Genomic DNA, 26388 nt, shown 5'->3' with positions numbered 1-26388 from the left:
CTTTCTTAATACATAAAAAAACAAAAGAATACACTGGCCGATAAATGTTATCGGCCTATGTTTTTATATCAATATTTGTAAACTTTGCGGCTGAGAATTAACGGACGTATTTCCATACAGCGGTGGGGACTTTGTCATAAAGTTTGTTCATCGTCAGTTCTGCCAGACGATGATCCGCCGCGGAATAGAACATCTCCAGTTCATCATTGGAGAGTTCATACTTGTTTTTCTCAATAACGCGTTCAAGCGTATCAATGGTCGTGCATTTACGTAAACGCATCAAATAATCGATTTTTTTCATAATGCCCTTTATGCAAACAATGCCTGGTGGTTAATAAATATAAAACAAATTATTGCTTAAGTTTTAGCAGGCGTACAGATATCCACTTCTGAGAACATTCCGAATAGCTCAGCTTTAGATTTTTGCCAGCGACGTAGTTCAGCATCATTGATTCCATAGTTGCTAAACAAAACGTAGGTGTCGTCTAAATACTTTTCAACCTGCTGAGAAAGCTCGCTTTCGTTAGGGTATTTTATTTTAAATGTGAGAATAAATGTAGCTATATGCTCAATAAGTTCATTTAATTGGAGATTGATCGCAGATGTAGGGTCATTGACCCAACCGTGACTGCTATCACCTAACGTTGCGATACTTTCGTCGCATAGATTCTCACATAAGAATCTGAGTTGGGCAATATCATAATGTTTCGGTGTGTACTCATCCATATCAATCCTCCGTTAAGCCGTTATTCAGTGTTACTGCGGTTAACACCTGGTAAACAGGTAGACTGACGAAATTCATAGAAGATTTTAGCCATGTTTCTGTATTCATGATGTTGAGATCAAAATCGTTTGGTCTATGATTCTGGCAGTCATAAATTGGGCAACAACGGTTACTGTACCTCCTGATATCAACAAGTTCACTTTCCATTCAAATACTAACATATGGCGTTTAAACCATGCCATGTTGATACAAATGGCGTCATTCTCTTATGACTATAGCAAAAGAGTCAGCAAGATTCGCGGTTAATAGCTAAGCTTTTCGCCGCTATTTCCTAAGTTTACCTGTTCAGCATATTGATATGTAAATAGTCAGATAATAATACTCATATTAGATAATTAAATTAATTCTATTATAAACGCAAGATGATAAGGAGAGCCCTTACGGGGTGGAATTTGCTTATCCTATTGTTTTAGCAGTTTTTATCTGATTAGTTATAAAAAATATTCATAACGTGCATAACAGAACGATGATGACTCGATAGGAAAGGGTTAGTCGCTTTTCTTTTTTCGCTTTGTATTGCAATGTGATTGCATGTAAATAATTTTTCTTTTACTTAAAGAAGTGTCTAACGCAGTGGAGATGAGAGCAATTAAAAAGGCCGCATTTGAGCGGCCCTTTGATATAAGCGAATAGAACTATTGATGCTCTACCTTGGGAGGTTGTTCTGAATCATCAATCTTCTTTCCGAAGCGGCGGCGTACCACCACAAAGAATACCGGAACGAAGAATATCGCCAGAATGGTAGCCGTGATCATGCCGCCCATCACGCCTGTACCCACCGCGTTCTGCGCGCCGGAGCCCGCGCCGGAACTGATGACCAGGGGAACCACGCCGAGGATAAAGGCCAGTGACGTCATCAGGATAGGACGTAAACGCATCCGTACCGCATCAAGTGTCGCTTCGATAAGCCCTTTGCCTTCTTTTTCCATCAGGTCTTTGGCGAATTCGACTATCAATATGGCGTTCTTCGCCGATAGCCCGATGGTGGTCAGCAGCCCCACTTTGAAGTAGACGTCATTTTCAAGACCGCGCATGTTGGCTGCAATCAATGCGCCGATGATCCCCAGAGGTACGACCAGCATGACGGAGAACGGAATGGACCAGCTTTCATAAAGTGCGGCCAGACACAGGAAGACCACAATCAGCGAGATCGCGTAGATTGCCGGAGCCTGATTACCCGATAGCCGTTCCTGATAGGACATTCCCGTCCATTCGTAACCGATGCCTTCTGGTAGCTTGGTAACGAATTCTTCCATCAGCACCATTGCCTCACCAGTACTTTTTCCTGGCGCGGCTTCACCTTGAATCTGCATTGAAGGTTGGCCGTTGTAGCGTTCCAGACGTGGCGAGCCATATTCCCAATGACTATTGGTGAAGGCCGAGAAGGGCACCATCTGCCCGCTACCGCCGCGTATGTACCAGTTCTTGATATCATCCGGCAGCATACGGAAAGGCGCATCCGCCTGCACATACACTTTTTTCACGCGGCCACGATCGACGAAGTCATTCACATAGCTGCCGCCGAGCGCTGTCGCCAGCGTCGAGTTTATGTCCGACAGAGAAACGCCAAGCGCCTGCGCTTTTTCCTGATCAACATCAAGACGGAATTGTGGCGTATCTTCCATGCCGTTAGGACGCACCTTCACCAACACATCAGGGCGTTGTGCGGCCATGCCCAGCAGTTGGTTACGAGCCTCGGTCAGTTTTTGGTGTCCGAGGTTGGCCTGATCGATCAACTGGAAATCAAAGCCGGTGGCGGTGCCCAGTTCGACAATCGCCGGTACGTTGGTGGCCACCACAACCGCTTCTTTAATCTGACTGAACGCGGCGTTTGCACGTTGAGCGATGGCGTTGACTTTATTTTCCGTCCCGCTGCGCTCGCTCCAGTCTTTCAGGCTAACGAACGCCAGACCCACATTTTGTCCCCGACCTGAGAAGCCAAACCCGTTGATGGCAAAGACGGAGTTAACGGTGCTTTCCTCATTTTCCATATAGTACTGGGTCATGGTATCGAGCACTTTCTGCGTGTTTTCCTGTGTCGAGCCTGCGGGCAATTGTACGAGGTTAAGCAGAACGCCTTGATCCTCATCCGGCAGGAACGAACTGGGCAGGCGCAGGAACAGGAAGGCCAGTCCCACCACAATCAGCAGATAAATGACCAGATAGCGCCCCGTGCTGCGCAGAATGTTCGCCACGCTATCGGTGTAGTGGTTCGTGCTCTTTTCAAACAGATTATTAAACCAACCGAAGAAGCCTTTCTTCTCCCCGTGGTCGCCTTTGGCGATTGGTTTCAACAAGGTCGCGCACAGAGCCGGGGTCAAAATAATCGCCACTAATACTGACAGCACCATTGCAGATACGATGGTTATCGAGAACTGCCGGTAGATTGCCCCGGTGGAACCGCCGGTGAACGCCATTGGCACGAACACGGCGGAGAGCACCAGGGCGATACCCACCAGCGCGCCCTGAATCTGTTCCATGGAGCGTTTAGTCGCTTCTTTCGGCGGCAACCCTTCCTCCGCCATGACGCGCTCAACGTTTTCAACCACGACGATGGCGTCATCCACCAGAAGCCCGATCGCCAGAACCATCGCAAACATGGTTAAGGTGTTAATGGAGTAACCAAAGGCCGAAAGGATGGCGAAAGTCCCCAACAAAACAACCGGCACGGCTATCGTTGGGATCAGCGTGGAGCGGAAGTTCTGCAAGAACAGATACATCACCAGGAATACCAGAACGATAGCTTCTATCAGCGTTTTTACCACTTCGCTAATCGAGATTTTTACGAAGGGGGTGGTATCGTAGGGATAAACTACTCTCAGTCCGTCAGGGAAGAACTCCTCCAGCTTGGACAGTTCATTTTTTACCGCGGTCGACGTATCCAGCGCATTCGCGCCGGTGGCCAGTTTGATACCAATCCCCGCGGCCGGTTGACCGTTGAAACGGGCGATAGTGTCATAGCTTTCGGCGCCGAGTTCGACTCGCGCTACATCACTTAGCCGAACCTGCGAACCATCAGGATTCACCTTTAGTAGAATTTTGGCGAATTCTTCCGGCGAGCTCAGGCGGGTCTGTGCAATGATTGATGAGTTCAGTTGCTGACCTGGCACCGGCGGCGCGCCACCTAACTGACCAGCGGCAATCTGGTTGTTCTGTACCGTGATTGCCGAAGTCACATCGAGCGTTGTCAGTTGATAGTTGTTCAGTTTATTCGGGTCCAGCCAGATGCGCATCGCGTACTGCGCCCCAAACAATTGAGCGTCGCCCACGCCGGAGGTTCGGCTGATTGGATCTTTGACATTGGCAGCGACATAGTCGGCGATATCCTCCTGGGATAATTTGCCGTCTTCACTGATAAAGGCGGCAACCATCAGGAAGCTGCTGCTGGATTTCTGGACGTTCACCCCTTGTTGTTGAACTTCCTGCGGCAGCAAAGGCATCGCCAATTGCAATTTATTCTGTACCTGCACCTGCGCAATATCGGCATTGGTGCCGGCATCAAAGGTCAGAGTAATCTGGACGGTGCCTGACGAGTCGCTGCTTGACGACATGTACATCAGATTATCGATACCGTTCATGTTTTGTTCGATAACCTGTGTCACGGAGTCTTGCAGCGTCGATGCGTCGGCTCCAGGATAAGTTGCAGTCACTTCAATCGCTGGCGGCGCGATCGTCGGATATTGGGCAATAGGCAATTTTACAATTGCCAGCATCCCCGTCAGCATCACCATAATGGCGAGAACCCATGCAAAAATGGGTCGATCAATAAAAAACTTAGCCATGAATTACCGGCTCCTGTTAAGACTTCGCGGGTTCAGTTGCTGCTTGCTGCGTCTGCTCACTGTCTTGAGCTACTTCTTTTGCCTGCACTTGCACGCCTTGTTTGATTTTTTGCAGACCAGTGACAATCACGCGATCGCCTTCTTTCAGGCCTTCATCCACCAGCCATTTGTCACCAATCGCTTTGCTGGTTTTAAGCTCGCGCAATTCGACTTTATCGCCTTCTCCGACCACCATCGCCGTCGCTTGACCACGGGGATCGCGGGTAACCCCTTGTTGCGGAACCAATAGCGCATTGGCGTTTACGCCGGCTTCAAGCCGTGCACGGACAAACATGCCAGGCAGCAGGTTATGTTGCGGGTTAGGGAAGATAGCTCGCAAGGTGATGGAGCCTGTGGTTTCATCAACGGTAACATCAGAAAATTCCAGCGTACCCGGCAGGCTGTATTCTGAACCATCCTCCAGCAGCAGGCGAATGGCCGCTTTACCTTCGCTCTGTTTCAACGCGCCGCTTTCCAGATCTTTTTTCAGTTGCAGAAAATCATTACTGGATTGCGTAACATCCACATAAATCGGATCAAGCTGCTGTACGGTGGTTAATGCGGTGGTTTGACCGGTGGAAACCAGCGCGCCCTCAGTAACCGTGGATTTACCAATCCGGCCTGATATCGGCGAAATGACTTTGGTATAAGCGAGATTGATCTGCGCCGTATCTACCGCCGCCTTTGCCGCTTGCACGGCGGCATCAGCCTGACGGGAGGTTGCAACCGCCTGATCGTAGTCTTGCTTGCTGATGTAATTCGTTCCCAGCAACGGCTTATAGCGATTAACGGTCAGACGGGCGATTTCGGCGCTGGCCTGCGCCTGGGCCAATGAGCCTTTGGCGCTATTATAATTGGCTTGATAAGTCGCGGGATCGATCTGATACAACGAATCGCCAGCTTGCACGTCACTTCCTTCGACAAAGTTACGTTTCAGGATAATTCCACCAACCTGAGGACGAACTTCCGCAATGCGGTAAGCATTGGTGCGGCCGGGCAAATCAGTCGTGACATTCAAAGGTTGGGTTTTCAGTGTCACAATACCGACTTCCGGCGCCTGCTGTTGACTCCCTTCCGCTTGTTGATTTCCACTATCATCACATCCTGCGAGAATTAAGCCGCCAGAAAGCATCAGAACTGCTGCCAGAGGCTTCAGCCCTCTGTTTTTGTTCATAGATAAACCTCAAGTGTCCGATTTGAAATTGACCAATGGATCACAAGCTTAAAACCCATTGCTGCGATAATTTTCTGTTGATGCTATGTTACATACATACTCGAATGTATGTAAATCACACTTTCTTTCAAAGACAGCGATATGGCACGAAAAACCAAACAACAAGCTCAGGAAACCCGACAGCAAATCATTGATGCAGCGTTGAGAATATTCTCAGAGCACGGTGTTTCTGCCACGTCACTGGCTGACATCGCCGCCGCTGCTGGGGTTACCCGTGGTGCGATTTACTGGCACTTCAAAAACAAAGCTGAATTATTCGATGAAATTTGGACACTGGCAGAATCAAAAATCAATGATTTTGAAATAGATTATCAGACAAAATTTCCAGATGATCCACTCCATGTGATGCGTGAATTAATGATTTTTATGCTTCGTTTGACCGTCAGTGACCCCAAGTGGCGCTCGATGATGGAAATCATCTTTCATAAATGCGAGTTTGTTGGCGAAATGTTGCAATCTTATAACGCGCGCAAGGCATTGTATCTTTCCTGCTATATCGATATTGAAAACAACCTGATACGGTGCATCCGTATGGGCATGTTGCCAGAGGATATTCATCCCCGCCGCGCCGCCATCGCATTACGCGCTTATTTCTCAGGTATTATGGAAAACTGGTTGTTCATGCCTGAGAGTTTCAATCTTGAGCAGGAAGCGCCTGCGTTGACCGATGCATTTATTGAGATGCTCCGTTCGAGCATGGCGCTGCGTAAAACCGCTGTCTGAGCGTCGATCTGATAAGCGCTACTTCCCGGTAGTTTTTTCTTCCCGCCTTACTTTTTTTTGAAAATCCGCCCGTACAATTTCCAGTGCGGCTAACGCAATTTGCGGTTCGATTTGGTTATATTCCAATAACATGATCAGATCGACAGCCAGTTTGACCTCTGGCGGCGCATTTTCCAGTGACATGCGAATTTCCCTCAATCGTATTCTGCATGGGTTTTCAGATATAGCAGAAAGGACGCGGGTTTTACAGGCCTTGCTCATGGCGCTCGATTAAGCGTTCCAAACGGGTGAGGGCCTGACGGCAGCGCGATAGCCGGCCTTCCAGCGCCGCCAGTTCTTTTTGCAACCGTTGTTGTTCATTGAGCCGCGTTTGTCGACTTAACAGACTTTCCCTGTCCTGGATCATGGCGAGCAGGCGGCGTTCATAACCCTGATGTTCCGCCAGTTTGTGATAATGATCCTCTGTTGCGGTTGTCGTCGGTTGTTCCCGGCGCCGTAAGGATTGTGTCGCCAATTCGCGTTGCAGCGCGGTAATTTGCCTGACCAGTTTTTCGGCCATGAACGCGACTCGCTCCGTGCGTTGCTCCGCCGCCAGATGTCGGATCAGATGCAAATTCTCACTGACTTCCGCAAAGTAATCTTTCAGGCGTGTACCATAGCTGCTGAATAACTGGCGATCGAAACGCGACTGAGAAACGGATTTGTCAGCCAGCGGCTCAATGTCTTTTGCTAGCGTCGCTATCTGCTGTTCAAGAGCCAGCAGCAGTTGGTGAGTGTTCACGTGATTTCCCTACGCCGTGCAGATAGCCCAGCTTGCCTGCAATGATCGGCTGGTACAAGTTATTGTGATTATTCCGTGTGAGTATATCTTAACTAACCCGCCGGAAAAGTTAGTGATAAAGTGTGATTGTCGTAGCCGATGTTTGTAGAGCGCAAGGGTGAATATGTATCGTGTGGCGTTGATAATAGTGGGGTGGATTGCTGTCGTGCTGGCAACGTTTGGCGTTGCACTGCCCTTGCTGCCGACAACGCCGTTTCTATTGTTGGCGGCGTGGTGCTTTGCCCGTTCGTCGCCGCGTTTTCATTATTGGCTGCTTTACCGTTCGTGGTTCGGCGGTTATTTACGTCATTGGCAGCAATACCGGGCATTACCGCCGGGGGCGAAATGGAAGGCGATTACCGTCATTTTATTCACGTTTTCGCTCTCGCTCTGGCTGGTTAAAATGAACTGGGTAAGAGTTTTGCTCCTGGTTATTCTGGTAATTTTACTGACTTTTATGCTTCGTCTACCGGTTATTGATCCGAAACAACAAAAAATTTCCGAAAGAAATTTTTAATAGCGCGTAGCGTCAGCCCGTCACAAAAACACGCTGGTTCAGCGCCATATGGTTGCTTTTATCTGCCAGTTTGACTAGATTTGACCGTTTTCGTGCGCAGGCCGCCATTTCCTTTCTTTGCCATTTCATGGGTCGTTTGAAGATGAAGCGCAGGAAGGCGGGGTGGGGCAGGCACAGTATGATTGGAACGTTTTATCAGGCACCGAGATGATGACAGCGCAGCAGCCCGAATTGATTAAAAACAGTATCAAAAGCATTCCCGACTATCCAAAACCGGGAATTCTGTTCCGTGATGTAACCAGCCTGCTGGAAGATCCCACCGCGTATGCCGCCAGCATTGAGATGCTGACTAATCGCTACCGTGCAGCGGGGATTACAAAAGTCGTGGGAACGGAAGCGCGCGGGTTTCTGTTTGGCGCGCCTGTGGCGCTCGCGTTGGGTGTTGGGTTCGTGCCTGTTCGCAAACCGGGCAAATTGCCGCGTCCGACCATCAACGAGAGCTACGAACTGGAATACGGCACTGACAAGCTGGAAATTCACTGTGATGCCATTAATTCCACGGATAATGTACTGGTTATTGATGATCTGCTGGCAACCGGCGGAACGATTGAAGCGACGGTTAAACTGATTCGTCGGTTAGGCGGCAAGGTTACCGACGCCGCTTTCGTCATTAATCTGTTCGATCTGGGGGGCGCGCAGCGTTTGGAAGAGATGGGCGTAAACTGCTATAGCCTGGTTGACTTCCCCGGACATTAATCATAACAGCCTCGCCGATAGCGGCGCGGCTGTGTTAGCATGATCGCCTCAATAACTCAACTGCTGCGGTATTGATGAGCTATCAGGTTCTTGCCCGTAAGTGGCGCCCTCAAACCTTTGCCAATGTCGTTGGTCAGGAGCATGTCCTGACCGCGCTGGCCAATGGCCTTTCTTTAGGCAGAATTCATCATGCCTATTTGTTTTCCGGCACGCGCGGCGTGGGGAAAACCACCATCGCGCGTTTGCTGGCAAAGGGGCTGAATTGCGAGCAGGGCGTCACGGCGACCCCTTGTGGACAATGCGATAATTGCCGTGAAATCGAGCAGGGCCGTTTTGTCGATTTAATCGAGATTGACGCGGCTTCACGCACTAAGGTCGAAGATACCCGCGAACTATTGGACAACGTGCAATATGCGCCGGCTCGCGGGCGCTTCAAGGTTTACCTGATCGATGAAGTGCACATGTTGTCGCGGCACAGCTTCAATGCATTGCTGAAAACGCTGGAAGAACCGCCGCCGCATGTCAAATTCCTGCTGGCAACCACCGATCCGCAAAAGCTGCCCGTGACGATTTTGTCGCGCTGCCTGCAATTCCATCTGAAAGCGCTGGATGTCGAACAGATTCGGGCGCATCTGGAACAGGTGCTGGAAGCGGAACAGCTGGCAAGCGAACCCAGAGCATTACAATTGCTGGCGCGTGCCGCCGACGGCAGCCTACGTGACGCGCTGAGCCTGACCGATCAGGCGATCGCCATGGGGCAAGGGCAGGTGACGACCGAGTCGGTCAGCCAGATGCTGGGTACATTGGATGATGAGCAACCGCTGGCGATTATCGAAGCGTTGGTGAAAGCCGATGGCGCGCACGTGATATTCTTGCTCGATCAGGCAGCGGCGCGCGGGGTTGACTGGGAAGCGTTGCTGGTGGAAACCCTGACGTTGCTGCATCGTATTGCGATGGTGCAACTGCTGCCGACCGCATTGAGTCAGGATTACGCGCAGGTTGAAGCACGCTTGCGAGATTTGGCCCGCACGCTGCCGCCAGCGGATGTGCAGCTTTACTACCAAACGTTGCTGATTGGCCGCAAAGAATTGCCTTATGCGCCGGATCCTCGCATGGGGGTGGAAATGGCGTTACTGCGAGCGCTGGCGTTTCATCCGCAGCAGATAATCGAGGCGCCAGCTTTACCGGCCACGGTAAAGCCAGCAAACGCCGCGCCGCCGGGTAATCAGTCTGAGAAGAATCTGTCTCAAAACGATCTGTCTCACAACAGTCAGCCTCAGCATAATTCTTTTCAAGGCAATGCGTTGCAAAGTAATCCGTTGCACGCCCCTGTGCCGCAGGATAATGGGTTTGCGCCGCCGCCTTATCCGTCAGATTCCGGCCCTGACGATGCGGTTTTCATCCCGCCAGCGCTGGCGGAGCATGTCTCTGCCCCCCCGGACTCAGAAAACCCTGCTGATGGCAGTCTGTCTGACGCGACTTCGCAACTGTTGCTGGCGCGTAGCCAGCTATTGCGCAAGCAGAGGGCGACGCCACCAAAAAAGGCTGAACCGGCAGCGTCTGATAAAACGCGGCCGGCAACCTCGGCCCTTGAGCGTTTAGCCTCGGTGACCGAGCGCAGCACGCAACGACAAAATGAGAAAGATTCGGTTTCTGCCGCGCCTAAAAAGCCGGAAGCTTATCGCTGGCGCGCGCAGAATAAAACTGAGGATGTAAAAGCGGATGTCACCACACCGAAAGCGCTGCGTTCGGCGTTGGAGCATGAAAAAACGCCGGAGCTGGCGGCTCGTCTGGCGGAAGAATCGTTGCAACGTGATGAGTGGGCGGCGGAAATTCATCGCCTGACGTTACCAAAACTGGTACAACAACTGGCGTTAAATGCATTTAGGGAAATCCCGCAGACAGGTAAAATACATCTGCATCTGCGTTCTTCCCAGCGTCATCTGAACTCATCGGCGGCGCAGCAAACGCTGGCCGATGCCTTGAGCGCACACTACGGACATCCGATAGAACTGTTGGTGACCGAAGACGATAATCCGGCGGTGCTGACGCCGTTGGAGTGGCGTCAGGTTATTTATGAAGAAAAGCTGGCGCAGGCGCGCCAGTCGATTCTGGCTGATAATACGATTCAAACGCTGCGGCGTTTCTTTGATGCGGAACTGGACGAAGAGAGTATCCGCCCTGTTTAACCGCTGCGAGTGCGCAGCCCGAAGTGATAGAGAGAAAACTATGTTTGGTAAAGGTGGAATTGGCAATCTGATGAAGCAAGCCCAGCAGATGCAGGAAAAAATGCAGCAGATGCAGGAAGAGATTGCCAATCTGGAAGTCACGGGAGAATCGGGCGCGGGTCTGGTGAAGATTACGATCAACGGCGCGCACAACTGCCGTCGCGTTGAGATCGATCCAAGTCTGTTGGAAGACGACAAAGAAATGCTCGAAGATCTTATCGCTGCGGCATTCAACGATGCGGCTCGTCGTATTGCTGAAACGCAGAAAGAAAAAATGGCCTCTGTTTCCAGCGGCATGCAGTTGCCGCCAGGCTTTAAGATGCCGTTCTGATGCAAACCAGTCCGCTGCTTGAAGCGCTGATGGAGGCATTGCGCTGTTTACCGGGCGTCGGGCCGAAATCGGCGCAACGCATGGCTTTTCATCTATTACAGCGTAACCGAAGCGGGGGGATGCGTCTGGCGCAGTCGCTGACCCGCGCGATGTCTGAAATTGGTCATTGCGCCGATTGCCGCACCTTCACCGAACAGGAGGTGTGCACCATTTGTGCAAATCCGCGACGCCGGCAAAATGGTCAGATTTGCGTTGTGGAAAGTCCGGCGGATATTCATGCCGTCGAACAGACCGGGCAGTTCGCCGGACGTTATTTTGTGCTGATGGGACATTTGTCGCCGCTTGATGGGATTGGGCCGGATGATATTGGTCTGGGCCGACTGGAAGAGCGGCTGCAAAGCGAATCGATCAATGAAGTCATTCTGGCCACCAATCCGACGGTGGAAGGCGATGCAACGGCCAACTACATTGCCGAACTGTGCGCGCAGCATGGAGTGATGGCAAGCCGCATCGCGCACGGCGTGCCTGTCGGGGGCGAGTTGGAAATGGTGGATGGCACCACGCTTTCCCATTCGCTTGCCGGGCGTCAGCCTTTCCGGTTTTAAAGCCTGCCGGCGGCCAGCGTTGCGGCTGATCGCCGGTTGAATACGCCATTTCGCCGCGCGTTGGCATTGTCTCGCTTCTTCTGCCCTTGAAATTATCATGGCTTATCCCCATCTCTATGCTCATCGTCATCAGCCTGAATAATATTAGGATTGAGGTAAGCAACAATGAGTATGAAAGGCCAAGAAACCCGTGGATTCCAGTCCGAAGTAAAGCAACTGCTGCATTTGATGATCCATTCGCTGTATTCCAACAAAGAAATCTTCCTGCGTGAATTGATCTCCAACGCTTCCGATGCCGCAGATAAATTACGTTTTCGCGCGCTGTCAGCCCCCGAACTGTATGCCGGCGACGGTGACTTGCGCGTGCGCGTTTCGACCGATAAAGAAAAACGGACTCTGACAATTTCCGATAACGGCATTGGTATGAGCCGTGATGAGGTGATTGACAATCTGGGCACCATCGCCAAATCCGGTACTAAAGCCTTTTTGGAATCAATGGGTTCCGATCAGGTTAAAGACAGTCAACTGATCGGTCAGTTTGGCGTCGGCTTTTATTCCGCCTTTATCGTGGCGGATAAAGTGACGGTTCGCACGCGTGCGGCTGGCGCGGCTGCCGATCAGGGCGTGTTCTGGGAATCGGCGGGCGAGGGGGACTATACCATCGCCGAGATCGCTAAAGACGATCGCGGTACTGAAATTACGTTGCACTTGCGTGAAGGGGAAGATGAGTTTCTTGATGACTGGCGCGTGCGATCCATCATCAGCAAATACTCCGACCACATTGCGTTGCCGGTGGAGATCGAGACGCGCACGGAAAGTGAAGAGGAAGGCGGCGAGGCAACCGTCAGTTGGGAGAAGATCAACAAGGCGCAAGCCCTGTGGACGCGCAGCAAATCTGAAGTCAGCGACGAAGAATATAACGAGTTCTACAAGCACATTGCTCACGATTTTACCGATCCGCTAAGCTGGAGCCACAACCGTGTCGAAGGCAAGCAGGAGTATACCAGCCTGCTGTATATTCCTTCCCGTGCGCCGTGGGACATGTGGAACCGCGACCATAAACACGGTTTGAAATTATATGTGCAGCGTGTATTTATCATGGATGACGCCGAGCAGTTCATGCCGAACTATCTGCGTTTTGTGCGCGGTCTGATTGATTCCAATGATTTACCGCTCAATGTATCCCGTGAAATTTTGCAGGATAGCCGTGTCACCCAGAATCTGCGTAATGCCCTGACCAAACGCGTGTTGCAGATGCTGGAAAAACTGGCGAAAGAGGATGCCGAAAAATATCAGACCTTCTGGCAGCAGTTCGGCCTGGTACTGAAAGAAGGCCCGGCTGAAGATGGCGGCAACCGTGAAGCGATAGCGAAACTGTTGCGCTTCGCGACAACACAATCCGATAGCTCGGCACAGACGGTGTCGCTGGAAGAGTATGTTGGTCGTATGGTTGAAGGTCAGGAAAAAATTTATTACATCACGGCGGATAGCTATGCCGCCGCGAAGAGCAGCCCGCATCTGGAACTGTTCCGCAAGAAAGGCATTGAGGTACTGCTGCTGTCTGATCGTATCGACGAGTGGATGATGAGCTATCTGACCGAGTTCGATGGCAAGTCATTCCAGTCTGTCAGTAAGGCGGATGAAGCGCTGGATAAGCTGGCGGATGAAGAAAACGATGCGCAGAAAGAAGCCGAAAAAGCGCTGGAGCCTTTTGTCGACCGCGTGAAAACCCTGTTGGGTGAGCGGGTGAAAGACGTTCGTCTGACGCATCGTCTGACGGATACGCCGGCGATTGTGGTTACTGACGCCAATGAGATGAGTACCCAGATGGCGAAACTGTTTGCCGCTGCTGGTCAACAGGCGCCGGAAGTAAAATACATTTTTGAACTTAACCCGGAACATCCGCTGGTTAAGCGTGCTGCCGATGTCAGTGATGAAGCCGGATTCGCCGAATGGGTGGAACTGCTGCTTGATCAGGCTTTATTGGCAGAACGCGGTGCGCTTGACGATCCTAACCAATTCATCCGTCGCATGAACCAGTTGCTGACGGCTTGATGCTCCCCGGACCCCGGGTTACCGGGGTCTTAACACGCCGCTTGCGGCTACTTGTCTTCTCTCGCGTCACCTCACCGAACAGGCTTTATTCGTCTACACTCATCGGTATCGCCATCACGCGATTAAGATTTGCCAACTTTTTCACCTGTTGACGACAAGCTGAAGCGAGCCCGTTCCTTGAGGATAACCGCCTGGAATGGTATGGTTTAGCGCTTTTCAAATTTATTTTATAAATACTATATAGCAAGGGGATTTACGCAATGCGTATTATTCTGCTGGGCGCTCCGGGCGCAGGCAAAGGTACTCAGGCTCAATTCATCATGGAAAAATACGGGATCCCGCAGATTTCCACCGGTGATATGTTGCGTGCCGCGGTGAAAGCAGGTTCTGAACTGGGTAAGCAAGCTAAAGAAATCATGGATGCCGGTAAACTGGTTACCGATGAATTAGTCATTGCGCTGGTTAAAGAACGTATCGCCCAGGATGATTGCCGTAACGGTTTTCTGCTGGATGGCTTTCCGCGAACCATTCCGCAGGCTGATGCCATGAAAGAGGCTGGCATCAATGTGGATTATGTGATCGAATTTGCTGTTCCTGATGAACTGATTGTCGATCGTATTGTTGGTCGTCGCGTTCACGCGGCATCAGGCCGTGTTTATCATGTGAAATTCAATCCGCCGAAGGTTGAAGGCAAAGACGACGTCACCGGTGAAGACCTGACGACGCGTAAAGATGATCAGGAAGAAACCGTGCGTAAACGTCTGGTGGAATATCATCAGCAAACCGCGCCGTTGGTGGCTTACTACCAGAAAGAAGCTGAAGCGGGCAATACCCGTTATTTTAAAGTGGAAGGCACGCGCAAAGTTGATGAAGTCCGCGCTGAACTGGAAACTATCCTGGGCTGATTTCCGCCACAATACTCAATATTTCCGATGCCAGACAACGTCTGGCATTTTTTATGGCGGACAAGTCCGTCAGCCGCCCGCCTTGTTCGCTTTCCTCTATTGATGACATTGGTTTTAACCATGCTATCTACCCGTATTTGTTTGGTTTTTTTTCGCTACAATAAAGATTCTGATATGTCGCATAACGGCCTGAACGTATAGATAGTCGGCTGGCCTTAAGGGGAAAGTATGAGATTAGAGAAACCCGGCGTTCTGATGGTGAATTTAGGTACGCCGGATGCACCAACGCCGCAGGCGGTAAAGCGCTATCTGGCCGAGTTCCTGAGCGACAGACGTGTGGTGGATACTCCTCGTTTGTTGTGGTGGCCGTTGCTGCGTGGCGTCATTCTGCCGTTCCGTTCTCCGCGTGTGGCAAAACTCTACCAGTCCGTCTGGATGGAGGGGGGATCGCCGTTGCTGGTGATAAGCCGCCGCCAGCAACAGGCGCTGGCGGCGCGTCTGCCTGAAATTCCTGTTGAACTGGGGATGAGCTATGGTTCGCCCAGCCTGCATTCGGCGCTGGATAAACTGCTATCGCAGGGCGTTACGCAACTGGTGGTGATACCGATGTATCCCCAGTATTCCTGCTCGACCACAGCCGCGGTTTGGGATGGTCTGGCGACACTGTTGCGCCGTTATCGACAATTACCCGCGATTCGTTTCATTCGCGACTATGCTGAGTACCCCGCCTATATTGCCGCGTTACAGCATCGGGTGAAACAGTCCTTTGCCGAGCATGGCGAGCCAGATCGACTGGTGCTCTCCTACCACGGTATTCCACAGCGTTATGCTGCTGAAGGGGATGATTATCCGCTGCGTTGTCGCGCGACTACCGATGCGTTGATCGCCGCGTTAGGCTTGCCTGAAGAAAAAGTGATGATGACTTTCCAGTCACGTTTTGGGCGCGAGCCGTGGCTGACGCCTTATACGGATGAAACCTTGCAAGGATTACCGGCGCAAGGCATTAAACACATTCAGGTCATGTGTCCCGGTTTTGCCGCGGATTGTCTGGAAACGCTGGAAGAGATTCAGGAACAGAACCGGGAGATATTTCTGCATGCGGGCGGTGAAGCATTTCACTACATTCCCGCGCTAAACGATGATCCGTTACACATTGATATGCTTGAGCAATTGGTCACCAAAGCAGATTAAGCCCAAAAACAAGGCGGGGACAATCCCGCCTTGTTTTTGGTAAAAATTGACTGGAAATCGCGTTTATCGATAATCAGATCGGGCATTCCTGTGGCGTTGCCGATTGTTCATCCAGTTTCAGCAATGTGATCATGCTATTGGCGATTTCACGTTCGCCCATCACAACCTGATCGGCGCCGTGCTCTGTAATATAGCTGACTTCATCGTCGTAGTGCGCACGCGCAATAATCTCCAGATCCGGCCTTTTTTCCCTGGCGGCAGCCACTATCTCTCCCGCTTCATATCCGTTGGGAATGGTGAGCAGCAGCCAGCGAGCGCAGTCCAGTCGGGCGATTTCCATGATTTCAGGTTTGGTCGCATTACCGAGAACGGCCTTGATGCCTTGCTCACGCAGCGCATCGACACGCGCCCTGGAATTCTCAATCACCACGACCGGAAAGCCGGCCTGATGCAGTTTGGCGCCAATCAGACTGCCGACGCGGCCATAGCCGACCAGCAGCGCATGGTTGCATAAATCGACAGGGATCTGTTTTTCTTCCTCAATCGCTTCTTCCACAATCTGTTCTTCAATGGTTTCATTTTTTTCCAGATAGCGTTCAAGCAGCGCAAAAATCAACGGGTTGAGCATGATGGAGAGGATTGCTCCGGCCAGCACCAGACTGCGTCCTTCCTCTGACAGCAGGCCAAGCGTGATGCCTAGACCGGCGAGAATAAAAGCAAACTCGCCGATTTGCGCCAGACTTGCGGAAATCGTCAACGCGGTGCGTTTGGAGTGACCAAATAGCCGTACCAGCATAAAGGCCGCCGCCGACTTGCCGAATACAATGATCGCCAGCGTAATCAATACCGCAATCGGATCGTTGATCAGGATCATCGGGTCGAACAGCATACCGACGGAGACAAAGAACAGCACCGCGAAAGCATCACGCAGGGGCAGCGTATCGTGCGCCGCCCGCTGACTGAGTTCCGATTCATTCAGCACCACGCCGGCGAAGAATGCGCCCAACGCAAAGGAGACATCAAACAATTTCACCGCGCCGAAAGCGATACCCAGCGCCATGGCAAGCACTGCCAGCGTAAACAGTTCGCGGGAACCGGTACTGGCGCTTCTCGCCAGTACCCAGGGAACCAGACGACGTCCGACAACAATCATCAGGGTAATAAAGGCAACGACTTTACCGATGGTCCAGCCCAGATCGCGCAGTAGTTTACCGGTATCCGCATTTTCCGAACCGACCATGTCGCCAAATGCCGGCAACAGAACCAGCGTAAGCACCATGGCCAGATCTTCGACAATCAGCCAGCCGATGGCGATTTGACCGCGCTGGCTGTCAATTAACTGTCGCTCTTCCAACGCCCGCAACAGGACAACGGTACTGGCGGTGGAAAGACAGAGACCGAACACCAGACCGTTTGCCAGACTCCAGCCCAGCATGGCGGAAAGCCCCATGCCCAGGAGCGTGGCGACGACGATCTGCGCGACGGCGCCGGGGATGGCGATGGATTTTACCGCCATAAGATCTTTCAGCGAGAAGTGTAAACCGACGCCAAACATCAAAAGAATAACGCCTAGCTCGGCCAACTCCGGCGCCAGCGAGGTATCAGCGACAAATCCTGGTGTAAACGGCCCGACCAGCACACCGGCAACCAGATAGCCAACAAGAGGAGAGATGCGCAGGCGGTTTGCCAGAAGACCAAGAAGGAAGGCAAGTACCAGCCCTGCTGAAATAGTTGAAATTAGAGGTGTTGCAGCATGCATCCCGACTCCTTGTGCCATGAGGTGAAACGTGAATGAGCGGATTTCTTCTTTTTTCTCTGACGTCACAACCGAAACATGATGAGAACAGATTGAATGACTTCCCATCCATCGGAATTCCCTGCTTGTGCCAAGGCAGATAAATTCGTAAGTTTTGTCTGACGTCAAGGCCAGCAACAGCGGCAATATACAAATTCTATTGTATATGGAGAAATCTTGCTTGGTAAAAAATGGTTTTTTGTGAAAAATGTTAGCTTACCAGTATATTCATAGTGTAACACAGATTTAGACACAGTTTCTGCTGATAGGCGTTGATAAACATGCGTAATTATTACCATAAAGCGCATATCTTGGTGAAGATCCGCCACTGTTTTTTCGCTTTCTCGATAAAATCGCGTCATCAATGAGCCGAAAGTCAGAGAAAATGACGAATAACCGTCATGAAAATGGATTATTTTGATGAACCAGCCATATTAGGAAGAATTCATGACAACAGAAAGACAGTACGATTGGGGATCATCGAAATCTGATCTGAGATTCGGTTGAGAAATACCGTTATCATGGCCTGTTCGCCGCTTCCCGACGGACTGGGGCTGTCTGTGCTAGTCTTCTGGGCCGGATTCTTTTATCCATTTCTGTTGGGTATTTAAAAAATAAAGGGAGATTTATCATGCGTCTTTCAATAAAAGCCCTGGGCTGCGCGGTTGCGGTATCGCTGGCGCTCACCTCCGTGGGGGCAATGGCCTGGGAAAAAGATAAAACCTATGCCATCACGATATTGCATACCAACGATCACCACGGTCATTTCTGGCAGAATGAGTATGGCGAGTATGGGCTGGCGGCGCAGAAAACCCTGGTGGAGCAAATTCGTCAGGAGGTCGCCGGCAAGGGCGGCAGTGTCCTGTTGCTCTCCGGCGGCGATATTAATACCGGGGTGCCTGAATCGGATTTACAGGATGCGGAACCTGATTTTCGTGGTATGAGCATGGTTGGCTATGATGCGATGGCGCTAGGTAATCACGAATTTGATAACCCGCTTTCCGTGCTGCGTCAGCAGCAGAAATGGGCCAATTTCCCGTTGCTTTCCGCCAACATTTATCAAAAGAGCACCAATAAGCGTCTGTTCGAGCCTTATGCCTTGTTTGATAAACAAGGGGTGAAAATTGCCGTTATCGGTCTGACAACCGACGATACCGCCAAACTGGGCAATCCTGAGTATTTCACGGATATCGAATTTCGTCAGCCAGCGATCGAGGCCCGACAGGTCGTGGAGCAATTGCGTCGGGCGGAAAAACCGGATGTGATCATTGCCGCGACGCACATGGGACATTATGACGACGGTAATCACGGTTCCAACGCGCCGGGTGATGTCGAAATGGCGCGCAGCCTGCCTGCGGGCTATCTGGACATGATCGTCGGCGGCCATTCGCAGGACCCGGTTTGTATGGCTGGCGAAAATAAAAAACAGGCGAATTATGTGCCAGGCACGCCGTGTGTCCCGGATCGTCAAAACGGCACCTGGATTGTTCAGGCGCATGAATGGGGTAAATATGTCGGCCGCGCGGATTTTACGTTCCGTAATGGTGAATTGAAACTGGAGCATTACCAGCTTGTTCCGATCAACCTGAAGAAAAAAGTTGAGACGGCGGACGGCAAAACCGAGCGGGTTTTCTACACGCAGGAAATCAAGCAGGACCCTGCGATGTTGAAAATGCTGACGCCGTTCCAGGAGAAAGGCCAGACGCAGCTGGACGTGAAAATCGGCAACGTTAAAGGAAAACTGGAAGGCGATCGCAATCAGGTTCGTTTCCACCAGACCAATCTGGCGCGGGTATTGTTGTCGGCGCAGCTTGAACGCGCCAACGCGGACTTTGCGATCATGAGCGGCGGCGGCGTGCGTGATTCCATTGAGTCCGGTGATATCACCTATAAAAATGTGCTGAAAGTGCAGCCTTTTGCCAACACGCTGGTTTATGTGGATATGCAGGGCAGCGAAGTCGAAAAATATCTGGCTGTGGTCGCTAATAAACAGGTCGATTCCGGCGCCTATGCGCAGTTCCTTAACGTTAGCCTGATTGCCGACGGCACAGGCGTACAGGATGTTAAAATTAAAGGCGAACCGTTGCGGGCGGATAAAGTCTATCGCATGGCTACGCTGAATTTTTACGCGATGGGCGGGGATGGCTATCCGCGTATTGATCGCTTACCCAGCTATGTCAATACCGGTTTTGTCGATGCCGAAGTTTTGAAACAGTACATCGAGAAGCATTCCCCGCTGGATGCCGCCGCGTATGCGCCGAAAGGTGAGATTGTTTATAAGTAACTGATAGGAATAGCGGTTTTTGCCTCTGTGATGATGGCGAAAACCGCTGTTCGTCGTGGCTGGATTAAATACAATAATTTCTGTAAAACTTTAATAGTCTGGGTTGGGTGAAATCCGATAGAGCAAAGCCGTCAAGTACGCGCCGGAAGGTGGCTTCTGACATGTCTGCTCGTGGTATTAGCTCACCACTTTGTTGCCGAGAAATGACATTTGGAACTTTCCAAATAATTGCATCTGCATAATAAACGTAACGATCATGTCGAATAAAATCATGATCTCCAGACCGTAAAATGCATGCGGGATCATGGTGAACGGGGGGCGGGTATATCGTCGTTATATTGACGACTAAGATGCAATCACATCCGTTTATCCCATAGGATCATGATAATTTTTTACTAACTTCCTGAATAGTTTGGCGTTCACGCATTCTTTCAATGAGTGCGAGAGTATAGGCCCATTATCCATGGACACCGCACGCTCGCCAGTCATTGAGTCGCCGTATGTCAGCAAGTACTCACGATCAGCCAAGTACAACAATTTCATGAGATTGATGTATGCCATACGCCCACCGCGCTTGAGCAGCAGGTAACCAGCCATTTGCGCTGTTTTATTTTCGCTGAACATATTCAACCTTCAAACAATAACCAAACAGGTCATTGTGTATACATTATGAGTAGACGCAATGTTGTAGTGAATTAACCCTGTGTGCGATAGGCTTTATGCAAATAAAGGGCAGAATCGTCTACGGGTACAGGCGTTCAGCATGTGCGGATTTAATTCGCAAACAGTTGTTCAAGCCCCTCCAGCCGTTGACGATATTGCCGTCGCGCTTCCAGCGCTTCTTCCAGTGAGATTGGCATAAAACGCACGCGATAATTGGGCTGCAACTGCCCGATGATATCCAAATCGGCGCTGATCACCGTTCCCAACGTCATATAACCGCCGCCGGATACCGCATCCCGCAACAGGACAATCGGTTCCAGTCCGCCGGGAACCTGTATCGAACCAATCGGATAGCAGGCATCCACGATATTGGAGGGGTCTGAGCCCGCGCCAAACGGCGGCGTGCGCGGCTGGAAAGCCAGCGGATGGCCGCCTTTCAGCCGGTAGCCGATACGGTCCGCCTCCGTTCCCACTGACCAGCTATCGGCAAAAAATTGTTCCATTGCGTCCGGGGTCAGACGATGAATGTACAAGCCAGGCACCATGCGCAACGACACCGCCTTGCCGAGCGTCGGCAGATAATCAGCAGGGATGCTGATCCCCGGTTTAACCGTCGCGCCCGGTATCCCGATCGGCAGCACATCATTCGCTTCCAGCCGCCGCCCCTGATGGCCGCCCAGCGCGCCCAAGGTATAAGTGGAACGGCTGCCCAATGCGGCAGGTACGTCAATACCGCCGGCCACGGCCAGATAACTGCGGCAACCCGCAGCGGCATAACCAAAACGCAGAACCTGTCCGGCCTTGACGCTGAAAGCGGTATGCATGGGCATTTCCATCCCATCCAGTTGCGGTTTCATGCTCGCGCCGCAGAGCGCTACCCATCCTTCATCCGTGAATTCCAGTTCCGGCCCCAGTAATGTAATTTCAAGCACCGCGGCTGATTGAGGGTTGCCTACCAGCAGATTCGCCATACGCAAAGAATATTGATCCAGGCCGCCGGAAGGGGGGATGCCGAGATGGTAATAGCCTTCGCGTCCCGTATCCTGCACGGAGGTCGCCAGTCCGGGTTTGAGGACATTAATCCGCATAGAGCACCTCCTGTAGATAGTGTTTATAACCGTTGGGATCGGCGACAAATTTATCCAGTTCGAATGTCACGGGCCGGATACGCAGATCAAAGGTTCCAGCCTCAACCGCCTGGATATCGCGCTCATAGCGTTGCTGATCGATGGGTTTAAACTGCACGATGTCGCCGGTACGGAAAAACACCAGCGATTCCTGAAGATAGTCCAGACGCTGTTGCGGATCATAGATAGGGGCGGGCGTGACGCCAAATAGCTGGTAACCGCCCGCGCCGCGCACCGAATAGATACAGCCGAAACACCCGCCATGCCCCAGCGACAGGCGCGGCGTATCGGTGCGCGGGCGCAGATATTTGGGAACCTGAATCTGTTTTTCCTGCCCGGCCATCTGGAACATGAACGGTAAACCGGCGACAAAGCCGACCATTGATACAAACCACGGCGTTCCGCTGTGCGCCGCAATAAATTCGGCGATATCCTGATACCCATTGATGCTGGCGGCGTATTCCAGATCGGTCGCATCGGGATCCTGATGGCGATCACGAAAGCGCATCAGCGTTTCCCGCGTCCACGGATCGTTGTATAGCACCGGGATTTCAATGATGCGCGTCTCAAGTCGATTGACGCTCTGCGCCTGGCTTTCCGCCAGTTGCACGGCTGCGAGCAGAGCTTGCGGCGCAACGATATCGGGATTAAAGCGGATCTGAAACGATGCATTAGCCAGGCAGATGTCCAGAATGCCGGGGATCGCTTGTTGCTCAACCGCGTGGGTAATGGCCAGGCCGCGAAAGAAGGCGGTCAGCGACATAGCTTCATCAATTTCGGCGAAAAGATGTTCATCACCGCCAAAACTGTAACGAATGGCAGAGTTTTCCATATCAGGCCTCCCGACAAAGCGGTGTTTTGGTTTGCGTGCGTTCTTGCAGCCAATTTTCCAGCGTCGTGGTATCAAACTCGCCAGCTTGCAGTCGCGGGTCCGCGATTAGCCACTGATGTAGCGATTGGGTGGTGGTGATGCCGGTCAGACGCAACTGGTGTAAGGCTTGCTCGGCTCGCGCCAGCATGTGTTGGCGATCGTGGCCGTGCACCACCAGTTTCGCCAGCAGGGAATCGTAATAGGGCGGGATACGATAGCCGCTGAACAGATGGCTATCAATACGGATCCCCTCGCCCTGCGGCCACACCAGTTTGTCGACCACGCCGGGACAAGGGAAAAAGTTACGCGCCGGATCTTCGGCATTGATGCGCATCTCGCAGGCGTTGCCGCTGAGCGCAATATCTTGCTGACGCAGCGTGAGCTTTTCGCCTTGTGCGATGCGCAGCATCCATTGCACCAAATCGACGCCGGTGACCATCTCCGTTACCGGATGCTCGACCTGAATGCGGGTATTCATTTCAATAAAGTAGAATTGGCCGGTATCCGCGTCAAACAGGTATTCCAGCGTACCCGCCCCGCGATAGCCTAGCTGCTGCGCCAGTTGCAGCGCGCTCTGGCAAATGGCGTCGCGCTGCGTGGGAGAAAGGGCTGGCGATGGCGCTTCCTCAAATATCTTCTGACGCCGACGTTGCAGCGAGCACTCGCGCTCATACAGATGTACGACCTGCTCGCCGTCGCCCAGTATTTGTACCTCAATGTGGCGGGCATGTTGAATAAAACGTTCCAGATAGACATCGCCGCAACCAAATGCGGCGTTGGACTCGTTTTGCGCGATGGGGAAATCACGCGCCAGTTCCGTTTCATTGGCGACAACGCGGATGCCGCGGCCACCGCCGCCAGCCGTCGCTTTAATCAACAGTGGATAACCAATCTCTTCGGCGCAACGCCGAGCCTCATCAATATTACTCAGCGCGGCGGCGGAGCCCGGCACCACGGGAACGCCAGCCGCTCGCGCGGTGCGTCTGGCAACCGCTTTGTCTCCCATCATGCGGATGGTTTGCGCCGTCGGGCCGATAAACATCAAGCCGGCCTGCTCGACCGCCTGTGCAAAGTCGGCATTTTCAGACAGAAAACCGTATCCCGGATGAATCGCGTCGGCGCCGCAGTATTTGGCTCCCTGGAGTAGCGCATCAACATTCAGATAACTTTGATCGGCGCGGGCCGGACCAAGAATAGAGATTTCATCAGCAAGACGGGCGGGCAGAGAATCCGTATCCGCCTCACTGCATGCCGCAACCGTCGGGATCCCCAGACTTTTGGCTGCATGGATGATACGAACGGCGATTTCACCACGATTGGCGATAAGTAGTTTTGTTATTGCTCTTTTCATCTCTCCCTCCTCAGAAAAACGTTATTGTTGTATTTATGTCGGCGCTTTTATGATGGCGATGACTTGCCCTGGTTCGACAGCATCGCCGTTATTGATGTGAAAAGAAATTAATTGTCCGGCCTGTTCCGCATAAACTTCGGTGAATTGCTTCATGACTTCAATTAACCCAATAACGGTATTTTCAGTAACAATATCGTTTTCCTCAATAAACGCGGCTGCATCCGGTGCGGGTTGCCGATAAAAAATACCGGGTAAAGGAGAACATACCTCATAGTCTTTCATCTAAAACGCTCCTTGAGTAATTAATCTTTGGGATAAGAAATTATTCTGGCAGGCGGGATAACATTAATATCCGCATCATCAAGTTGTTCGCGTGTGGCTTTAATTAATGCCAGCGCCCCTGGCGTATCGCTGTGTATACAGACCGAATCAAACGCCACGGTAATGTCGTCGCCTTCAACGGTGCGGACTTTTCCCTCCCGACAAGCGCGTAATACTTTCTGCGCCACTTTTTCGGGGTCGAGTTGACCAACCTGGCGAACAAACACAATCGATCCGCTGCGGTCATAATCCCGGTCGCCATAAAACTCGCAAACCACCGGATGTTGTAGTTTTTGCGCCGCTTGCCAGACGTGGGAGCCATGCATGCAGTACAGCAATAAATCGGGGGCCAGCGTATGTAGCGTTTGTACAAATAACTGCGCGGCGGACTGATCCCGTGCCAGATGCATATACAACGCGCCGTGCGGTTTGATATGTTGCAGCGGTAATTGATGCAGGGTGGCGAATTCACGCAATGCGCCTAATTGATAAATAATGTCATTGATGATCTCTTGCGGCTGAATATTAATGTGCCGCCTGCCGAACCCCACTAAATCACGAAAACCAGGGTGCGCGCCAATCGCTACGCCATGATATTTCGCCCATTCAATAGTCTGGTTCATGGTATTGGGATCGCCGGCATGAAAACCGGTGGCGATATTCGCGGAACTTATATAAGACATCATTTCTTTATCGATGTTATCGCCTATCGCCCATGGCCCGAAATTCTCACCCATATCGGAATTCAGATCGATTTCATATTTCATAATTATTTCTTATTTGTGATGGCTTTGTTTAAAAATAATATAGAGTGAGTTTTTTCCATTCGGAAAGACGTATTTTTAGATAGCTGAATATCTGAAAAACAGAACGTTGCAACAAATAAGAGAAAGATATGATTACATTACGTCAAGTCCGGTATTTCGTGGCCACCGCTGAAATGGGGCAAATATCTCAGGCCGCCATTCATTTGAATATTTCACAATCGGCGGTGACCACGGCGATTCAGGAACTGGAAAACATGTTGGGGAAACCGTTGTTTCTGCGTTCGGTTCACGGTATGACGTTGACCGAAAACGGCAGCTATTTTCTCAATCACGCCTATTCCATTCTGCGCAGCGTTGATGATGCGATGATGATGCCGCTCACGGATAACCGGATCAACGGCGCATTGAATGTGGCGGCGAGTTACACGGTAATGGGCTATTTTCTGCCGTTTCACCTGCAACGCCTGTCCTACGGTTTTCCGCACATCACCATCAATCTCAATGAACGTGAGCGTAGCGATATTGAACAAGGGCTGATCGATCGCGCCTTTGATATCTCGCTGGTATTGACGGACAACCTGACTCACCCGGAAATTGTCGCAGAGAAGCTGTTTAATTCCGAACGACGTTTATGGCTGCCGAGCCGTCATCCGCTGTGCGAAAAGTCGGAAGTGAGTCTGGCGGATGTTGAGAAAGAGCCCTTTATTATGCTCACGGTTGATGAAGCGGATCACAGCGCCATGCGCTATTGGGATTTGAGCGGACATCGGCCTCGCGCCATGCTACGCACCAGTTCGGTGGAGGCGGTGCGCAGCATGGTGGCGAACGGACTGGGCGTGGCGATTTTATCGGATCTGGTTTACCGGCCGTGGTCACTGGAAGGACGGCGTATCGAAACCCGCGCCTTGAAAGATGTCGTACATCCGATGTGCGTCGGGCTGGCCTGGCACCGTGATGCGGCGTTTACCCCGGCAATGCAGGCCTTCCGTGAGTATTTCCGCAATGCGTTTCTGACTCCCCAACTGAACATTTCACGGCGCTGACGCCGGTATTGCCGTCACCGCGTTTGCATGACATTTTCCGCTAACCACTCACCGGGCGATTCCAACCGCTTAGCGCGTTATTCTGCCGCCTAACCAAATACCCGCCGCGCACGCACGCGCGATACCGTAATGTGCCGTCATTATTTTCCTTATCCGAAGTCCGCGGCAACCTGCATTGCCGTATTAAAGCGTTACC

At 51.6% G+C, this 26388-nt stretch carries 25 protein-coding genes and 1 other annotated feature; of the genes, 11 read left to right on the top strand and 14 right to left on the bottom strand.

The window, feature by feature from the left end:
- Nucleotides 1-97 precede the first annotated feature (97 nt).
- The 4 genes from NC856_RS05050 to NC856_RS05035 all read right to left on the bottom strand — a co-directional run bounded on the left by NC856_RS05050 (nt 98) and on the right by NC856_RS05035 (nt 5779).
- A complete protein-coding gene (locus NC856_RS05050) occupies nt 98-301 on the bottom strand; it encodes an HHA domain-containing protein (RefSeq protein ID WP_009114000.1) in 204 nt (67 codons plus the stop codon).
- Nucleotides 302-357: 56 nt separating this feature from the next.
- Nucleotides 358-726, bottom strand: a complete 369-nt coding sequence (gene tomB, locus NC856_RS05045) for an Hha toxicity modulator TomB (RefSeq protein ID WP_264089327.1) — start codon at nt 724-726, stop codon at nt 358-360.
- 693 nt (nt 727-1419) lie between these two features.
- The gene (locus NC856_RS05040) at nt 1420-4566 is read right to left on the bottom strand and encodes an efflux RND transporter permease subunit (RefSeq protein WP_264089326.1); all 3147 of its coding nucleotides are present in this window, start codon (nt 4564-4566) and stop codon (nt 1420-1422) included.
- Nucleotides 4567-4582: 16 nt separating this feature from the next.
- On the bottom strand, nt 4583-5779 hold the full coding sequence (locus NC856_RS05035; RefSeq protein ID WP_264089325.1) for an efflux RND transporter periplasmic adaptor subunit: 1197 nt from the start codon (nt 5777-5779) through the stop codon (nt 4583-4585).
- A gap of 141 nt (nt 5780-5920) precedes the next feature.
- Between NC856_RS05035 and acrR the strand changes: the two genes are divergently transcribed.
- A complete protein-coding gene (gene acrR, locus NC856_RS05030; RefSeq protein WP_264089324.1) occupies nt 5921-6562 on the top strand; it encodes a multidrug efflux transporter transcriptional repressor AcrR in 642 nt (213 codons plus the stop codon).
- An 18-nt stretch (nt 6563-6580) separates the two neighbouring features.
- Here the strand turns inward: acrR and rsmS are convergent, their stop codons facing one another.
- Together rsmS and priC are read right to left on the bottom strand one after the other, a co-directional pair.
- The gene (rsmS, locus tag NC856_RS05025) at nt 6581-6745 is read right to left on the bottom strand and encodes a pleiotropic regulatory protein RsmS (protein ID WP_264089323.1); all 165 of its coding nucleotides are present in this window, start codon (nt 6743-6745) and stop codon (nt 6581-6583) included.
- Nucleotides 6746-6806: 61 nt separating this feature from the next.
- Entirely contained in the window at nt 6807-7343 is a 537-nt protein-coding gene (gene priC / locus NC856_RS05020) for a primosomal replication protein (RefSeq protein WP_264089322.1), read from the bottom strand.
- A 163-nt stretch (nt 7344-7506) separates the two neighbouring features.
- Between priC and NC856_RS05015 the strand changes: the two genes are divergently transcribed.
- From NC856_RS05015 to adk, 7 genes are all read left to right on the top strand, one after another.
- The gene (locus tag NC856_RS05015) at nt 7507-7899 is read left to right on the top strand and encodes a DUF454 family protein (protein ID WP_264089375.1); all 393 of its coding nucleotides are present in this window, start codon (nt 7507-7509) and stop codon (nt 7897-7899) included.
- A gap of 207 nt (nt 7900-8106) precedes the next feature.
- Nucleotides 8107-8655: an adenine phosphoribosyltransferase gene (apt, locus tag NC856_RS05010; RefSeq protein WP_264089321.1), complete on the top strand. Its 549-nt coding sequence runs from the start codon at nt 8107-8109 to the stop codon at nt 8653-8655.
- A 74-nt stretch (nt 8656-8729) separates the two neighbouring features.
- Nucleotides 8730-10844 (top strand): DNA polymerase III subunit gamma/tau, encoded by a 2115-nt coding sequence (dnaX, locus tag NC856_RS05005; protein WP_264089320.1) that lies wholly within the window; start codon nt 8730-8732, stop codon nt 10842-10844.
- Nucleotides 10174-10238 (top strand) — a sequence feature (DnaX frameshifting element). (Overlaps the previous gene by 65 nt.)
- Nucleotides 10845-10884: 40 nt before the next feature.
- Nucleotides 10885-11214: a YbaB/EbfC family nucleoid-associated protein gene (locus NC856_RS05000; protein WP_048635788.1), complete on the top strand. Its 330-nt coding sequence runs from the start codon at nt 10885-10887 to the stop codon at nt 11212-11214.
- Nucleotides 11214-11819 carry a recombination mediator RecR gene (gene recR, locus NC856_RS04995; protein ID WP_264089319.1) on the top strand — a complete coding sequence of 202 codons (606 nt, stop codon included), beginning with the start codon at nt 11214-11216 and terminating at the stop codon, nt 11817-11819. Before NC856_RS05000 ends, recR begins: the two co-directional genes overlap by 1 nt.
- Before the next feature lie 171 nt (nt 11820-11990).
- Entirely contained in the window at nt 11991-13874 is a 1884-nt protein-coding gene (htpG, locus tag NC856_RS04990) for a molecular chaperone HtpG (RefSeq protein WP_264089374.1), read from the top strand.
- 260 nt (nt 13875-14134) lie between these two features.
- Nucleotides 14135-14779: an adenylate kinase gene (adk, locus tag NC856_RS04985; RefSeq protein ID WP_264089318.1), complete on the top strand. Its 645-nt coding sequence runs from the start codon at nt 14135-14137 to the stop codon at nt 14777-14779.
- Here adk and NC856_RS04980 read toward each other — a convergent pair.
- Nucleotides 14766-14888, bottom strand: a complete 123-nt coding sequence (locus NC856_RS04980; RefSeq protein ID WP_264089317.1) for a hypothetical protein — start codon at nt 14886-14888, stop codon at nt 14766-14768. The genes adk and NC856_RS04980 overlap by 14 nt on opposite strands.
- Nucleotides 14889-15007: 119 nt before the next feature.
- Between NC856_RS04980 and hemH the strand changes: the two genes are divergently transcribed.
- On the top strand, nt 15008-15970 hold the full coding sequence (gene hemH / locus NC856_RS04975) for a ferrochelatase (RefSeq protein WP_264089316.1): 963 nt from the start codon (nt 15008-15010) through the stop codon (nt 15968-15970).
- Nucleotides 15971-16043: 73 nt separating this feature from the next.
- Here the strand turns inward: hemH and ybaL are convergent, their stop codons facing one another.
- The gene (ybaL, locus tag NC856_RS04970; RefSeq protein WP_264089315.1) at nt 16044-17729 is read right to left on the bottom strand and encodes a YbaL family putative K(+) efflux transporter; all 1686 of its coding nucleotides are present in this window, start codon (nt 17727-17729) and stop codon (nt 16044-16046) included.
- Nucleotides 17730-18396: 667 nt separating this feature from the next.
- Here ybaL and ushA point away from each other — a divergent pair.
- Nucleotides 18397-20049, top strand: coding sequence for a bifunctional UDP-sugar hydrolase/5'-nucleotidase UshA (gene ushA, locus NC856_RS04965; protein ID WP_264089314.1), 1653 nt, complete (start codon nt 18397-18399; stop codon nt 20047-20049).
- Nucleotides 20050-20415: 366 nt separating this feature from the next.
- On the opposite strand, the gene NC856_RS04960 is transcribed toward ushA, so the two are convergent.
- The 6 genes from NC856_RS04960 to NC856_RS04935 all read right to left on the bottom strand — a co-directional run bounded on the left by NC856_RS04960 (nt 20416) and on the right by NC856_RS04935 (nt 25149).
- A complete protein-coding gene (locus NC856_RS04960) occupies nt 20416-20673 on the bottom strand; it encodes a Panacea domain-containing protein (protein WP_264089313.1) in 258 nt (85 codons plus the stop codon).
- Between the two features lie 149 nt (nt 20674-20822).
- A complete protein-coding gene (locus NC856_RS04955) occupies nt 20823-21800 on the bottom strand; it encodes a 5-oxoprolinase subunit C family protein (protein ID WP_264089312.1) in 978 nt (325 codons plus the stop codon).
- On the bottom strand, nt 21790-22671 hold the full coding sequence (locus tag NC856_RS04950) for a 5-oxoprolinase subunit B family protein (RefSeq protein ID WP_264089311.1): 882 nt from the start codon (nt 22669-22671) through the stop codon (nt 21790-21792). Before NC856_RS04950 ends, NC856_RS04955 begins: the two co-directional genes overlap by 11 nt.
- 1 nt (nt 22672) lies before the next feature.
- Nucleotides 22673-24061, bottom strand: coding sequence for an acetyl-CoA carboxylase biotin carboxylase subunit (locus NC856_RS04945; RefSeq protein ID WP_264089310.1), 1389 nt, complete (start codon nt 24059-24061; stop codon nt 22673-22675).
- 33 nt (nt 24062-24094) lie between these two features.
- The gene (locus NC856_RS04940; RefSeq protein ID WP_264089309.1) at nt 24095-24343 is read right to left on the bottom strand and encodes an acetyl-CoA carboxylase; all 249 of its coding nucleotides are present in this window, start codon (nt 24341-24343) and stop codon (nt 24095-24097) included.
- A 20-nt stretch (nt 24344-24363) separates the two neighbouring features.
- Nucleotides 24364-25149 carry a 5-oxoprolinase subunit PxpA gene (locus NC856_RS04935; protein WP_264089308.1) on the bottom strand — a complete coding sequence of 262 codons (786 nt, stop codon included), beginning with the start codon at nt 25147-25149 and terminating at the stop codon, nt 24364-24366.
- A 128-nt stretch (nt 25150-25277) separates the two neighbouring features.
- On the opposite strand from NC856_RS04935, the gene NC856_RS04930 reads away from it, so the two are divergent.
- A complete protein-coding gene (locus tag NC856_RS04930) occupies nt 25278-26192 on the top strand; it encodes a LysR family transcriptional regulator (protein ID WP_264089307.1) in 915 nt (304 codons plus the stop codon).
- Nucleotides 26193-26388: the final 196 nt, after the last annotated feature.

It is taken from the genome of Brenneria izbisi (assembly GCF_025840185.1).
GTDB lineage: Bacteria > Pseudomonadota > Gammaproteobacteria > Enterobacterales > Enterobacteriaceae > Brenneria > Brenneria izbisi.
This window is presented reverse-complemented; position numbering and strand designations above follow the sequence as displayed.

Excerpts from the sequence above, each read along its gene's own strand:
- acrR (WP_264089324.1), top strand. The coding sequence starts at position 5,921 with ATGGCACGAAAAACCAAACAACAAGCTCAGGAAACCCGACAGCAAATC.
- ushA (WP_264089314.1), top strand. The coding sequence starts at position 18,397 with ATGCGTCTTTCAATAAAAGCCCTGGGCTGCGCGGTTGCGGTATCGCTG.
- NC856_RS05000 (WP_048635788.1), top strand. The coding sequence starts at position 10,885 with ATGTTTGGTAAAGGTGGAATTGGCAATCTGATGAAGCAAGCCCAGCAG.
- NC856_RS05050 (WP_009114000.1), bottom strand. The coding sequence starts at position 301 with ATGAAAAAAATCGATTATTTGATGCGTTTACGTAAATGCACGACCATT.
- NC856_RS04980 (WP_264089317.1), bottom strand. The coding sequence starts at position 14,888 with ATGTCATCAATAGAGGAAAGCGAACAAGGCGGGCGGCTGACGGACTTG.
- rsmS (WP_264089323.1), bottom strand. The coding sequence starts at position 6,745 with ATGTCACTGGAAAATGCGCCGCCAGAGGTCAAACTGGCTGTCGATCTG.
- NC856_RS04950 (WP_264089311.1), bottom strand. The coding sequence starts at position 22,671 with ATGGAAAACTCTGCCATTCGTTACAGTTTTGGCGGTGATGAACATCTT.
- dnaX (WP_264089320.1), top strand. The coding sequence starts at position 8,730 with ATGAGCTATCAGGTTCTTGCCCGTAAGTGGCGCCCTCAAACCTTTGCC.
- apt (WP_264089321.1), top strand. The coding sequence starts at position 8,107 with ATGATGACAGCGCAGCAGCCCGAATTGATTAAAAACAGTATCAAAAGC.
- NC856_RS05035 (WP_264089325.1), bottom strand. The coding sequence starts at position 5,779 with ATGAACAAAAACAGAGGGCTGAAGCCTCTGGCAGCAGTTCTGATGCTT.
- NC856_RS04940 (WP_264089309.1), bottom strand. The coding sequence starts at position 24,343 with ATGAAAGACTATGAGGTATGTTCTCCTTTACCCGGTATTTTTTATCGG.
- adk (WP_264089318.1), top strand. The coding sequence starts at position 14,135 with ATGCGTATTATTCTGCTGGGCGCTCCGGGCGCAGGCAAAGGTACTCAG.
- tomB (WP_264089327.1), bottom strand. The coding sequence starts at position 726 with ATGGATGAGTACACACCGAAACATTATGATATTGCCCAACTCAGATTC.
- htpG (WP_264089374.1), top strand. The coding sequence starts at position 11,991 with ATGAAAGGCCAAGAAACCCGTGGATTCCAGTCCGAAGTAAAGCAACTG.
- NC856_RS05015 (WP_264089375.1), top strand. The coding sequence starts at position 7,507 with ATGTATCGTGTGGCGTTGATAATAGTGGGGTGGATTGCTGTCGTGCTG.
- ybaL (WP_264089315.1), bottom strand. The coding sequence starts at position 17,729 with ATGCATGCTGCAACACCTCTAATTTCAACTATTTCAGCAGGGCTGGTA.
- NC856_RS04945 (WP_264089310.1), bottom strand. The coding sequence starts at position 24,061 with ATGAAAAGAGCAATAACAAAACTACTTATCGCCAATCGTGGTGAAATC.
- hemH (WP_264089316.1), top strand. The coding sequence starts at position 15,008 with ATGAGATTAGAGAAACCCGGCGTTCTGATGGTGAATTTAGGTACGCCG.
- NC856_RS04960 (WP_264089313.1), bottom strand. The coding sequence starts at position 20,673 with ATGTTCAGCGAAAATAAAACAGCGCAAATGGCTGGTTACCTGCTGCTC.
- NC856_RS04955 (WP_264089312.1), bottom strand. The coding sequence starts at position 21,800 with ATGCGGATTAATGTCCTCAAACCCGGACTGGCGACCTCCGTGCAGGAT.
- NC856_RS05040 (WP_264089326.1), bottom strand. The coding sequence starts at position 4,566 with ATGGCTAAGTTTTTTATTGATCGACCCATTTTTGCATGGGTTCTCGCC.
- NC856_RS04935 (WP_264089308.1), bottom strand. The coding sequence starts at position 25,149 with ATGAAATATGAAATCGATCTGAATTCCGATATGGGTGAGAATTTCGGG.
- NC856_RS04930 (WP_264089307.1), top strand. The coding sequence starts at position 25,278 with ATGATTACATTACGTCAAGTCCGGTATTTCGTGGCCACCGCTGAAATG.
- recR (WP_264089319.1), top strand. The coding sequence starts at position 11,214 with ATGCAAACCAGTCCGCTGCTTGAAGCGCTGATGGAGGCATTGCGCTGT.